The organism is Mycobacterium kyogaense, assembly GCF_003254575.1.
In the GTDB taxonomy this organism is placed as follows: domain Bacteria; phylum Actinomycetota; class Actinomycetes; order Mycobacteriales; family Mycobacteriaceae; genus Mycobacterium; species Mycobacterium kyogaense.
Genome location: NZ_QJUA01000005.1, coordinates 122,994 through 135,976, shown reverse-complemented (window position 1 = coordinate 135,976; position 12,983 = coordinate 122,994). Strand labels below are relative to the sequence as shown.

Sequence of the window (12,983 nt, the reverse complement as noted above, 5' to 3'; positions counted from 1 at the left end):
GCTAGGCGCTTTCTTTGCCGGGCTTCGCGTCGATGCCGGACTCTTTGCGCTGCTGCGGCGTGATCGGCGCCGGCGCATCGGTCAGCGGGTCGACTCCGCCGCCGGACTTCGGGAACGCGATCACCTCGCGTATCGAGTCCACCCCGGCGAGCAGCGCGACGATCCGGTCCCAGCCGAACGCGATGCCCCCGTGCGGCGGTGCACCAAAAGTGAACGCGTCCAACAGGAATCCAAACTTGTCCGCAGCCTCGTCGTGATCGATGCCCATCATCGCGAACACCCGCTCCTGGACATCGCGGCGATGAATACGGATCGAACCGCCGCCGATCTCGTTGCCGTTGCAGACGATGTCGTAGGCGTCGGCGAGCGCGGAGCCCGGGTCGGTGTCGAACGTCGCCTCGGAATCGGGCTTGGGCGAAGTGAAGGCGTGGTGCACGGCGGTCCACGCGCCCGATCCGACGGCGACGTCGCCGGAGGCGGTCGCGTCGTCGGCCGGCTCGAACAGCGGCCAGTCCACCACCCAGGTGAACGCCCACGCGGTCGGGTCGATCATGTCGAGACGCTTGGCGATCTCGATGCGCGTGGCGCCCAGCAGCGCGCGCGCCGCCTTCGGAGTGCCTGCGGCGAAGAACACACAGTCCCCGGGCTGCGCCCCCACATGGGCGGCCAGGCCGTCACGTTCGGCGTCGGACAGGTTTTTGGCGACCGGTCCGGCCAGCTCACCGTCCTCACCGACCAGCACATAGGCCAGCCCCTTGTGGCCGCGCTGCTTCGCGAACTCCTGCCAGCCGTCCAGCGTGCGCCGCGGCTGCGATGCTCCGCCGGGCATCACCACGGCACCGACGTAGGGGGCCTGGAACACCCGGAACGGGGTGTCGGCGAAGTACTCGGTGCACTCCACCAGTTCCACCCCGAAGCGCAGGTCGGGTTTGTCGCTGCCGAAGCGACGCATCGCCTCGGCGTAGCTGATGCGGGGCAGCGGAGTGGGCAGGTCGTAGCCGATCAGCGCCCACAGTGCACGCAGCACCTCTTCGGAGACGGCCATCACGTCGTCGGCGTCGACGAAGCTCATCTCCATGTCCAGCTGGGTGAACTCGGGTTGACGGTCGGCGCGGAAATCCTCGTCGCGGTAGCAGCGCGCGATCTGGTAATAGCGCTCCATGCCTGCGACCATCAGCAACTGTTTGAACAGCTGCGGGCTCTGCGGCAGCGCGTAGAAGGAGCCGGGCTGCAGGCGGGCCGGGACCAGGAAGTCGCGCGCGCCCTCGGGGGTCGAGCGGGTCAGCGTCGGCGTTTCGATCTCGACGAAGTCGTGATCGGCCAGCACGCCGCGGGCGGCCGCATTCACCTTGGAACGCAACCGAATTGCGTGCCCGGGACCCTCACGGCGCAGATCCAGGTAGCGGTACTTGAGCCGCGCTTCCTCGCCGGCGGTCTCGTCGAGCTGGAACGGCAGCGGCGCGCTCTCCCCCAGCACCGTCAACGAGGTCGTGTTGACCTCGACCTCGCCCGTCGCGATGTCGGCGTTGGCGTTGCCCTCGGGACGGATCTCGACGACGCCGGTGACGGCAACGCAGAACTCCGAGCGCAACCGGTGTGCCTGGGCCAGCACCTCACCGTCGCGGAACACCACCTGAGACACCCCGGACGCGTCACGCAGGTCGATGAAGATCACGCCGCCGTGGTCGCGGCGGCGCGCCACCCAGCCGGCCAGCGTGACCGTCTGCCCGGCGTCGGCGGCACGCAACGATCCGGCGGTGCGGGTACGCAGCACGAAACACTCCTTGTAAGACGGCGCTGATCGAAAAGCGGCGATGATCGACAAATCAGTCTAGAGGTGGGGTCCGGCGGGCCGTCAGTGGCCGAGCGACATGGTGCGCAGCTGCCGCCGCGACGTGATGCCGAGCTTGGCGAACACCTTGCGCAGATGCCACTCCACGGTGTGGGCGCTGATGAACAGCGCGGCGCCGATCTCGGCGTTGGTCATCCCCTCGGCGACCAGCCCGGCGATCTGGGCTTCCTGCGCAGTCAGCGCACTCGCGGAGCCGCCGGCCTTCGACGCACGCACCTTCTCGCCGGTGGCGACCAGCTCTCGACGCGCCCGCTCGGCGAACCCGTGCGCACCCATGCCCGTGAACATCTGGTGCGCCGCCGTCAGCTCCCGGCGCGCGTCGGTCCGGCGGTTGTTCCGGCGCAACCATTCGCCGTACTGCAGCCGGGTCCGCGCCAGGTGCACGGCGGCTTCACTGCGGCTCAGACATTCGACGGCCTCGCCGAACAGATCCGCGGCTGACGCGTCATCGGCCACCATCGCCCGGGCCGCCGCCACCACGCCTCGACCCCAGTCGGTCGCACCGGCACCGGCCTGCAGGCGGGCCACCGCATCGCGAGCCGCCTCGATGGCGCCGGTGCGCGTCGCGGATTCGACGAGTTCGTACAGGCACACCCCGTGGAATCCCAAGTTCTCGGTCGCGCAGCAGTCCTGGGCAGCCGCGAGCGCCTCCGCATACCTCCCCTGGCCGTTGCGCAGAACAGCGGCGGCGTAGCTCAGCAGGCTCTGCAGCCGGCCCTCCCCGCGTGACGCCGCCTCGGCGGTCAGGGTGCCGATCACCTGCTCGGCGCCGGCCGCATCGGCGCGCCACGCGGCCAGCAGCACCTCGTGGTAGCGCACCGGAGATCGCGCCGCGGTCGCCGACGCGATGGCCGTGGCCTCGTCGAGAAGCTGTGCAGCCGTATCGAATTCACCGTTCAACTGGTGGGCGCCCGCGCGGTAGGCCAACGCGCGGGGCAGCCCGGCCAGCGCCCCGCCGCGGCGGGCACAAGCGACCGCGGCGCTCGAGAGGTGAACGACCGCGCTCTGGTCCCACAGTTCGTGAGCCGCCGATTCCTGCAGGATCGGGAACGCGGGCACCTGCAGCCAGCGGCCGACGGCGGCATCATCGGTGTCGGCCTGCTCACGCATCGCTGCCAGCGCCCGTCCCAGTGCTGCGCTCCCTGCGCCAGGGCCGCCGGTGATGCGTTCGGCGGTGCCCTGCAGCAGGAGGTCGACGGGACGCAGAGGCTCACGAGCTCGGGCCAGGACCGCGAGCGCCGCTTCGGCTGCTTCCTCGAGTCGGCCCGCCGGCGCGGCGCGGCCGGCGTACATCAGCGCCGCGATCGCCTCGATGTAGCTTTCCCGGGACGCGTGGTCGTCCAGCCCGTCCAGCGCGCCGGCAGCGGCGAGCAGTGGCGGTGCGGTCTCGGCGACTGCGGGGGCACCCGCGGCGCCGGATCGGCTGCGGACGAACTGCATCTGCGCGCGCAGCCGGGCCACCTGCGCCTGCTGCAACGGTGTCAGCTCGGCCAGCTCCGCAACCGCGAGCAGCGCGTCGGCCGCGTCGGTGTCGGCCGCGTCCCGTTTCGCGTGCGCCGCGGCCAGCGCGCGGGCGGCACGCAGCGCGGAGTCCGCGGTCAGCGCAGTGGCCCGTTCGTAGAACGTGGCCGCCGCCGCGATTCCGCCCCGGCCCTGCGCACGCACCGCGCAGCGCTCCAACTCGGCGGCGACGTCGTCGTCGGGACCGTCCGCCGCCTGCGCGGCGTGCCAGGCCCTCCGGTCCGGGTCCAGCTGCGGGTCGGTGGCACCGGCCAGCGCCCGGTGCACCTCGCGACGGCTCAGTAGATCACCCGCGCGGTAGGCCGCCGACCTGATCAGCGGGTGATGGAACCGCATCCGCGACCCGAACTCGATGAGGCCGTCGGCCTCGGCAGGCGCCAGTGCGGACACCGGCACGTCGAGGTGCTCGGCGGCACGCACGAACAGCCCGGCATCGCCCAATGGCTCGGCAGCGGCGAGCAGCAGCAGTCGCTGAGTGTCGGCCGGCAGTGATCGGATACGGCGGATGTAGGTCTGTTCGACGGCCGCCGGGGACGACCGCTTGCCCGCGATCCAGAAACCGCCGGACAGTTCCGCGGCCGACACGCTGCGCGGCACCTCCAGGATCGCCAACGGCAGCCCCCGCGTCTCGGCGATCACCCGGTCGCGAACCCGAGGATCGAGGCCGGCGAACATCACGGAGTCGAGCAGCTCGCGGGCATCCGCGTCGGAGAGGCCGCGTACCGCCAGTTCGGGCAGGCCGACCAGCAGCTCGGGGTGGTCCCGCACACCGAACAACAGGGCCACCGGCTCGGCGAGCAGCCGGCGGGCCACGAATGACAGCGTCTGCAGCGACACCTGGTCGAGCCACTGCGCATCGTCGATGACGGCCAGCAGCGGCTGTTCTGCGGCCGCGGCGGCGAAGAGGCTGAGTACGGCCAGCCCCACCAGGAACCGGTCGGGGGTGTCGCCGGACCCCAGACCGAAGGCGACCTCGAGGGCCTCGCGCTGTGGTGCGGGCAGCGCGTCGAGATGGCCGAGCAGCGGCGCGCACAACTGCTGCAGCCCCGCATACGCCAGCTCCATATCGGATTGCACGCCGGAAACCGCTACGCGGCAGAATCTTTCAGCACGGGTGCCGACGTAGTCCAACAGCGCGGTCTTGCCCGCGCCCGCCTCACCCCTGAGTACCAGGACGCGGCAGGCGCCGGGCGTCACCGCAGCGATCGTCTCGTCGAGCAGAGCGCACTCGGCAGCGCGGCCGCGAAGGGGCGGCTGCGGGATCGGCATGGGTTCCACCTTAAAGTTTGTGGTCATGCACGCCTGCGCCCGCGTCGGGCTGGATTTCCTGGACTCCGCGCCGTACCGAATCGTCAGCACCGTCGATCTCGCGATCACGCCTGCGCAGCTGTTCGAGGTGCTCGCCGACGAGAACTCCTGGCCGCGCTGGGCCACGGTGATCACCAAGGTGACCTGGACCAGCCCGCCACCCCGCGGTGTCGGTACCACACGCACCGTCACGATGCGCGGAGGGATCGCAGGCAATGAAGAGTTCCTGGCCTGGGACCCGTTCGAACGCATGGCTTTTCGTTTCAACGAGGTCAGCACGTCGAGCATGGCCGCGTTCGCCGAGGACTACCGCGTGGTACCGACGTCGCGGGGCTGCCACCTCACCTGGATCATGGCGCTAGAGCCCGCCAACCTCGCCGGCCGCATCGGTTTGTCACTCGGCGCGCCGGTGATGAACCGCCTGTTTCAGCGGTTCCTGCACAACCTGCGGCACTACACCGACGAACGGTTCTCGGCTCAGTAGATCGCAGCCCACGCGCGGCGGCGCGTCCGGTCCGGATCGTCCTCGACCGCATCCCGGCGGGTGGCGATCAGCCGGGTCCGCCGATGCTCGACGTCGTAGAGCGGCCAGTTCGCCTCGTCGTGCACGCGGTCGCTGCACGCGAAGTCCAGCCAGGTGCGCTGCATGCGCACGCCCACAGACGGCGGAAAACGCCGGCCGAGCGGATGCAATTTGCGCCCGATGAACGAGGCGTAGCTGTGCTGCACGTGCACGATCTCGCTGCCGTGGGTGGCGCCCAGGCCCAGCAGGCGCAGGCTCAGCCCGGCGTGGTCGAACCGGTACATCCGGGTCGGCGCGCGGCTGCTGTAGGCGTCGGCGAACGCCCACGCGGGGCCGCCGAACATCACATCGGAGCCGATGGCGATCAGGGCGCTACGCCGCGGATAGCGCGGATACGCCTGCAGTACAGAGCTTTTGGCGGTGGGCGCCACCCGGTCGAAGTACGCGTGCACCGTCGCCTGCGTGGTGGGCAGCATCGGTGGCCGGGTCCAGGCGAACATCGTCGCCTCGTGGCTGTTGGTGCCGATGATCAGCGGGACACGGGCGAGTTCGCCGGCGCGGGCCGCGTCGATCGGATGGCGGGGCAACAGCTCGGTGCCGTGAGTCAACCCGTAGGCGAGCGTGGGCGTCTGCGCCGCACTGGCCAGCTGCACCTGGCCGGCGGCACGCCGCAGCTGCCGCTGCGGCAGATCCTTGACGTCGGCGGCCGGCACACCGAGGTGGGCGAGGAAGTCACGCGCCCGCGCCGCCCGCAGCTCCCGGTCGGCGATCAACGGCAACGCAGGGCTCTGCGCGATCGCCCGGTGGAACAGCCCGCTCGCCTGCGGGCAGGCCAGCAGCGCCAGCACCGATGTCGCGCCGGCCGACTCACCGAACACGGTGACCCGATCCGGGTCGCCCCCGAACGCCGCGATGTGCTCGCGCACCCAGCGCAGCGCCGCGAGTTGATCACGCAGCGCCAGATTGTCGTCGAAACCCGGTCCCAGATCACCGAGCTCGAGGCCACCGAACACGCCGATCCGATACGTCACGTTGACGACGACCACGTTGCCGTTGGCCGCCAGACGTGACCCGTTGTAGAGCTGGAACTGCCCGGCGCCGTAGACGAATGCGCCACCGGGAATCCACACCATCACCGGCAGCGACGCCGTCGTATCGGGTGACCACACCGTCACGGTCAGGCACGCCTCGTCGCGGGTCTTGGGGTCGTCGCGACCGCCCCCGACGAACGACGTGGTCTGTGGAGGTAGCGGCCCGTGCTCGAGCGCCTCACGTACCCCGGTCCAGGGCTTCTGAGCCGCCGGCGCCAGGAACCGCCGCGGCCCGACCGGCTGCTCGGCGTACGGCACGCCGCGCCACACCCCGATGCCGCCCTCGATGTCGCCGCGTAGCTCCCCCAGCGAGGTGCGCACGACGGTGGATGGTCCGGCGACGACTGCCACAGGGCGAATCGTAGTGTGCGATTCTTGACGGGCCCGGCACACGGGCCCGGCGGCGAAGCGAGGTAGAGCCATGACCTTCAACGAGGGCATGCAGATCGATACCAGCACCACGTCGAGCAGCGGAGGTGGACGCGGCCCCGGCCGGGGCATCGCCGTCGGCGGCGGCCTGGGCGGCCTGCTGATCGTCGTCGTGGCACTGTTCCTCGGCGTCGACCCCAGCTCGGTGATCCCGCAGCAGCAGGCCGGCCCGCAGACCGCCGACACCCCCGGCTTCGACCTGAGCCAGTGCAAGACCGGCGCCGACGCCAACGAGATCGTGCAGTGCCGGGTGGTGGCCACCGGCAACTCCGTCGACGGCGTCTGGCAGCAGCTGCTGCCGGGTTACACGCGCCCCAAGGTGAGCTTGTTCTCCGGATCGGTCGACACCGGATGCGGACCGGCTACCAGCGACGTGGGGCCGTTCTACTGCCCCGTCGACCAGACCGCCTATTTCGACACCGACTTCTTCGAGATCCTGAAGACGCAATTCGGTTCCAGCGGAGGGCCATTGGCGCAGGAGTACGTCGTCGCCCACGAGTTCGGCCACCACGTGCAGAATCTCGAAGGCGTCCTCGGCCGCGCCCAGCAGGGCGCGCAGGGCGCCAACGGCAACGGCGTGCGCACCGAACTGCAGGCCGACTGCTATGCGGGCGTGTGGGCGCACTTCGCGGCCATCACCAAGCAGGAGAGCACCGGCGTGCCGTTCCTGCAGCCGCTCACCGACAAGGACATCGCCGACGCGCTGTCGGCGGCCTCCTCGGTCGGCGACGACCGCATCCAGGAGTCCGCGACGGGCCGGGTCAACCCCGAATCCTGGACGCACGGGTCGTCCGAGCAGCGGCAGAAGTGGTTCACCACCGGCTACCAGACCGGTGACCCGGCCCAGTGCGACACGTTCTCGGCCCGCGACCTTGGGTAGGACACCAACGGACGTCGACGCCGTCGCCGAACGCTACCTCGACACCTGGGCACAGTTGGACCCGTGCGGCGCGACAGAGGCGGGCATCGCCGGGTTCGACGATCAGATCACCGACTACTCCCCCGCCGGCTGCGCGGCCCGCGCCGACGCCGCACGCACCGCCCTACGGGAGCTCGCCGGCACCGCACCCGCCGACGACGCCGACGTGGTGACCGCGGCCGCACTCACCGAACGCCTCACGGTCCTGCTCGACCTGCACGACGCGGGCCTCGACGTCGGCGAGCTCAACGTGATCGCCTCGCCGCTGCAGACCATGCGCGACGTGTTCGACCTGATGCCGACCGACACCGCCGAGGACTGGGCGACCATCGGCCGGCGCCTGGCACAGGTGCCCGAGCGGGTGTCCGGGTACGCCGACGCACTGCGGGCGGCGGTGGCGGCCGGTCGCGCTCCCGCCGCGCGCCAGGTGCGTCGCGGCATCGCCCAGGCCGGCCAGATCCAGCACCTGTACCTGGACATGGTCGCCGGCGCGGCGCCCGACGATCTCACGCTGCACGCCGAGCTGCGCCGCTGCGCCGAGGACGCCGCCAACGCCTACGCCGCGCTGGTCGGGGTGTTCCGCGAGGAGATCGGTCCGCACGCCCGGGAGGTCGACGCCTGCGGACGCGACGATTACGCGGTGCTGTCACGATCCTTCCTCGGCGCTTCGGTGGACCTCGACGAGGCCTACGCGTGGGGTCTGGATCAGTTGAACGCGATTGTGGCCGAGCAGGATTCGATCGCCAACCGGCTCTACCCCGGCTCGAGCGCCACCGAGGCTCTGCGCCGCCTCGACAGTGAAGACCGCTATCTCGTGCAGGGCACCGACGCGCTCGCGCAGTGGATGCAGGACCTCTCCGACCGCACCGTCGACGCTTTGGCGGACACGCACTTCGAGATCGCGGAGCCCCTGCGCCGGCTGGAGTGCCGCATCGCGCCGACGAACACCGGCGGCATCTACTACACCGGGCCATCGGAAGACCTGACCCGCCCGGGACGGATGTGGTGGTCGGTGCCCGCGGGCGTGCACACGTTCCACACCTGGCAGGAGATGACGACCGTCTTCCACGAAGGCGTGCCGGGCCATCACCTGCAGATCGGGCGTGCCGTCGTCCTCGCCGACCAACTCAACCGGTGGCGCAGGCTCGGCTGCTGGGTGTCCGGGCACGGCGAGGGCTGGGCGCTGTACGCCGAGCGTTTGATGGCCGAGCTGGGCTGGCTCGACGACGCCGGCAACCGGATGGGGATGCTCGACGCGCAACGTTTCCGCGCGGCACGCGTGGTCATCGACATCGGCGTGCACTGCGGGCTCTCCGCGCCTGACGGCGGCACCTGGGACGCCGCCCGGGCCTGGACGTTCCTGCAGGCGCACAGCGCGATGGCCGAGGAGAACCTACGGTTCGAACTGGATCGCTACCTGGGGTGGCCGGGACAGGCGCCGTCATATGCGATCGGTCAGCGGATCTGGCAGGAGCTGCGCGACACGGTGACGGCAAAGGGAGTGCCGCTCAAAGAGTTCCACCGACGCGCCCTGGATCTGGGCGGGCTGCCGCTCGATGTGCTGCGATCAGCGCTGCTCGACTGATCAGAACAACGCCGGTTGGGTCGGGGCCGCCGCGGCGGCGACCGTCGGCCGCGCACCGGACTCCCGGAACGACCCTCCCCGCGCCAGGCCGTGTTTGGCGACCAACGGGGCGGCGCGCTGCGCGAGCATCGCCCGGTAGTCGGCAGGCAGGTAGGCGCCACGGCGGTACAAGTGCCGGTACTCGCCGACCAGCTCCGGGTAGGCACCGGCCAACCAGTCCATGAACCACCCGCGCGTGCTGCCCCGCAGGTGCAGACCGAAGACCGTCACACTTGTCGCGCCCGCGGCGGCGATCCGGCCCAGGAGATCGTCCAGATGCGTCACCGAGTCGGTGAGCCGCGGCAGCACCGGGGCCACCATCACATGGCAGGGCAACCCCGCCTCCCGGATCGCGGCGATCAACCCGAGCCGCGCCTGGGGCGTCGGCGTTCCTGGCTCGATCGCACTGTGCAGCACCGGATCCCCGACCGCCAGTGACACCGCGACGCTGACGTCGACGCGCCGCACGGCCTCGGTCAGCACCGGCAGGTCCCGGCGCAGCAGCGTGCCTTTGGTGAGGATCGAGAATGGGGTGCCGGAGTCCGTGAGCGCACCGATGATGCCCGGCATCAACGCGTAGCGCCCCTCGGCCCGTTGGTACGGGTCGGTGTTGGTGCCCAGCGCGACGGTTTCACCCGTCCACGACGGACGACGCAGTTCGCGCCGGAGCACGTCGGCCACGTTCGTCTTCACCACGACCTGGGTGTCGAAATCCTGGCCGCTGTCGAAATCGAGGTACTCGTGCGTGGGGCGCGCGAAGCAGTACCGGCAGGCGTGCGAGCAACCGCGGTACCCGTTGACGGTGTACTGGAACGGCAGCATCGAGGCCGCGGGCACCTTGTTGAGGGCCGACTTGCACAACACCTCGTGAAACGTGATGCCCTGGAACTCCGGTGTGCGCACGCTGCGGATCAGACCGAGGCGCGCCAATCCGGGAAGTGCCCCGTCGTCGACGTCGACGCTCTGTCCGGACCAACGCATACCCCATGCGAACATACGTTCGATCCCGTGTCAAGCAAGTAGCGTGGCAGGCATCATGTCGACTCACGACCACGACACCGAACTCGCCGCCGAACAGCGCTATGTCGCCACGCTCTACGACCACCTCGACGCCGAACGCACGCGCGTGAGCGACCGGTACCGCGGCGCGCTGCGCGGCACCGGCGGCACCCTCGTGGAACGCGACGCCGAGGTGCGCGCACTGGCCCGACAGATGGCGAGGCTCAACGTCGCCGACAGCGGACTGTGCTTCGGCAGACTCGACAGTGCCGACGGGGAAACCGTGTACGTCGGGCGCATCGGCCTCCTCGACGAGGCCGACGATTTCGCGTCCCTGCTCGTGGACTGGCGGGCACCGGCCGCGCGGGCCTTCTACGTCGCCACCGGCGCCTCCCCGGAGAACATGCGCCGCCGTCGCCAGTTCCACACCATGGGTCGCCGCGTCCTCGACTTCACCGACGAGATCCTCGGCCGCCCCGACGCTTCCGGCGACCTCGGCGCCTCGTCGGGCACCGGCGACGCAGCGTTGCTCGCCGCGGTCAATGCACCGCGCGGTGAAGGCATGCGCGACATCGTGGCCACCATCCAGGCCGAACAGGACGAGATCATCCGGCTCGACCATGCCGGAGTGCTGGTCATCGAAGGCGGACCCGGCACCGGCAAGACAGTCGTGGCGCTGCATCGGGTCGCCTACCTGCTCTACACGCAGCGCAAGCGGATGGAGAGCCACGGCGTGCTCGTCGTCGGCCCGAACGCGGCGTTCCTCGATCACGTCGGGCGTGTGCTGCCCTCGCTGGGTGAGACCAACGTCGTGTTCATGACCACCGGAGACCTGTATCCGGGCCTGCAGGTCGCCGCCCGCGACACACCCGAGGTCACCCGCGTCAAGGGCGCACTGGACATGCTGGGCGTGCTCACGGCCGCCGTCGCCGACCGGCAGCGGGTTCCCTCCGAGCCCATTCCGATCGACCTGGCCGACGTGTCCGTACGCATCGATCCCGACATCGCGCAGTGGGCGGTGGACGAGGCGCGCGGCAGCGGCAAGACCCACAACGACGCCCGGTCGGTGTTCGCCGACGTCCTGACGTGGGCGCTGACCGAGCGCGCGATCGCCAAGATCGGCAAGGGCTGGCTGACCCGCGAGGACCGCAACGCGTGGGAGCACCTGCGGTCAGAGCTGGTCGAAGAGCTCGACGAGCACGCCGGTTTCGCCGCGGCCCTCGACCAGCTGTGGCCCATGCTGACTCCGGAAACGCTTCTGGCCGAACTGTATTCATCCCCCGACCGGCTCAGCGCGGCCGGCGCCGACCCGATCCTGTTGCGCGCTGACGGGCACGCGTGGACGGTGTCCGACGTGCCGCTGCTCGACGAACTGATCGACCTGCTCGGCCGCGACAAGAAGGCCGAGGCTGCCGCCGAGAAGGACCGCCGTGAGGAAGCCGCCTACGCGGCCGGGGTGCTGGACCTGATGATCGGGCGGGAAGATCTGATGGACGACGAGGACCAGCTGCTGGCCTCCGACGTGATCGCCGCCGAAGAGCTCGCCGAGCGTTTCGAACAGCGCGACACCCGCGAGCTCGCCGAACGTGCTGCTGCAGACCGGGACTGGACGTACGGGCACGTCGTGGTCGACGAGGCCCAAGAGCTCTCCGCGATGGAGTGGCGGGTCCTGATGCGGCGCTGTCCGCGCCGATCCTTCACGATCGTCGGCGATCTGGCCCAGCGCCGCTCCGCGGCCGGGGTGACCTCCTGGCAGGCCACGCTGGAGCCGTACGTCGATCGCCGGTGGCTGTATCGCCCACTTCTGACGAACTACCGGACGCCCAGCGAGATCATGGCTGTCGCCGCCGCGGTGCTCGCCGAGTTCGCCCCGGACGTGACACCGCCGGAATCGGTGCGCTCGTGCGGAGTGCCGCCGTGGTCACGCCATGTCACCGCCGGCGAATTGTCCTCTGCCGTCGATGAATTCGTGCGCAGCGAAGACGGACAGGAAGGCACGAGCGTGGTGATCGGACCGCCCGGCACCTCCGGCGCGGTCGCACCGGCGGACACCAAGGGCTTGGAGTACGACGCGGTGCTCGTCGTCAACCCGGAGACGATCATGGCCGACGGCCCGCGCGGGGCCGCCGACCTCTACGTCGCTCTCACCCGGGCCACTCAGCGGCTCGGTGTGCTGCACACCGGGCCGCTGCCCGACGCGCTGCGCGGACTGACCGAACAGCGCAGGGGCTGACTCGGGACGGCTGACTCGGGGCGGCTAACTCACCACTGAGCGCCCTGGCACAACGGGCTGTAGGGGTGATCGCCCTGGATCACGACCTGTCCGTCGACGGTGACCTCGCAGTGCGCATTCGGCGCTGCCTGACCGCCCTTGGTGGTGCTGCTCGCCCACACGTACGCCCACTGCGGGTCGGCCAACGTGGTCTCGAACGTCCACGGCTGCCCGGGGGCGATGGTGACGGTGTCGCGCTTGATGAAGCTGTAGGCGTCGGCGTTGTATGCAGCCTTGTCCGCCGGCTGGTTCACCAGATACGTCACGTCGAACTGGTACGGGCCGGCGACGCTGACCGTGTACTCGACCTTGTGGGCCTCCGGCTGGGCGCTCGCGACACCAGGAGTGAGCGCAATCGAAGCGGCCGCGACCATCAGGGACACCCCGACCTTGGCTGTAGCTGTTCGCATGTCCATCACATCGCCCGACGGTACCCAAACCGTTA

Annotated in this window: 9 protein-coding genes; 4 read left to right on the top strand and 5 right to left on the bottom strand. The window is 70.3% G+C overall.

The genetic code is table 11. The features are described from left to right. Window position 1: 1 nt before the first annotated feature. Both aspS and DMB80_RS05950 read right to left on the bottom strand, forming a co-directional pair. Entirely contained in the window at window positions 2-1,774 is a 1,773-nt protein-coding gene (aspS, locus tag DMB80_RS05955; RefSeq protein WP_111508983.1) for an aspartate--tRNA ligase, read from the bottom strand. 81 nt (window positions 1,775-1,855) lie between these two features. Continuing rightward, window positions 1,856-4,642 (bottom strand): AAA family ATPase, encoded by a 2,787-nt coding sequence (locus DMB80_RS05950; protein ID WP_111509059.1) that lies wholly within the window; start codon window positions 4,640-4,642, stop codon window positions 1,856-1,858. Window positions 4,643-4,667: 25 nt separating this feature from the next. Here DMB80_RS05950 and DMB80_RS05945 point away from each other — a divergent pair, with 25 nt between their 5' ends. Then, the gene (locus tag DMB80_RS05945) at window positions 4,668-5,165 is read left to right on the top strand and encodes an SRPBCC family protein (protein ID WP_111509057.1); all 498 of its coding nucleotides are present in this window, start codon (window positions 4,668-4,670) and stop codon (window positions 5,163-5,165) included. On the opposite strand, the gene DMB80_RS05940 is transcribed toward DMB80_RS05945, so the two are convergent. Beyond that, window positions 5,159-6,736 (bottom strand): carboxylesterase/lipase family protein, encoded by a 1,578-nt coding sequence (locus tag DMB80_RS05940; RefSeq protein ID WP_205538553.1) that lies wholly within the window; start codon window positions 6,734-6,736, stop codon window positions 5,159-5,161. The genes DMB80_RS05945 and DMB80_RS05940 overlap by 7 nt on opposite strands. On the opposite strand from DMB80_RS05940, the gene ypfJ reads away from it, so the two are divergent. Both ypfJ and DMB80_RS05930 read left to right on the top strand, forming a co-directional pair. After that, window positions 6,717-7,604, top strand: a complete 888-nt coding sequence (ypfJ, locus tag DMB80_RS05935) for a KPN_02809 family neutral zinc metallopeptidase (protein WP_111508981.1) — start codon at window positions 6,717-6,719, stop codon at window positions 7,602-7,604. The two genes, DMB80_RS05940 and ypfJ, sit on opposite strands and share 20 nt — an antisense overlap. After that, entirely contained in the window at window positions 7,597-9,228 is a 1,632-nt protein-coding gene (locus DMB80_RS05930) for a DUF885 domain-containing protein (protein ID WP_111508980.1), read from the top strand. Before ypfJ ends, DMB80_RS05930 begins: the two co-directional genes overlap by 8 nt. Here DMB80_RS05930 and DMB80_RS05925 read toward each other — a convergent pair whose 3' ends face one another. Continuing rightward, complete coding sequence (locus tag DMB80_RS05925; protein ID WP_111509058.1) at window positions 9,229-10,248, bottom strand: Rv2578c family radical SAM protein; 1,020 nt, start codon at window positions 10,246-10,248, stop codon at window positions 9,229-9,231. A gap of 55 nt (window positions 10,249-10,303) precedes the next feature. On the opposite strand from DMB80_RS05925, the gene helR reads away from it, so the two are divergent. Continuing rightward, window positions 10,304-12,499: an RNA polymerase recycling motor ATPase HelR gene (gene helR / locus DMB80_RS05920; RefSeq protein ID WP_111509056.1), complete on the top strand. Its 2,196-nt coding sequence runs from the start codon at window positions 10,304-10,306 to the stop codon at window positions 12,497-12,499. A 29-nt stretch (window positions 12,500-12,528) separates the two neighbouring features. Here the strand turns inward: helR and DMB80_RS05915 are convergent, their stop codons facing one another. After that, window positions 12,529-12,948: a hypothetical protein gene (locus tag DMB80_RS05915; protein ID WP_111509055.1), complete on the bottom strand. Its 420-nt coding sequence runs from the start codon at window positions 12,946-12,948 to the stop codon at window positions 12,529-12,531. Between the last annotated feature and the right edge of the window lie 35 nt (window positions 12,949-12,983).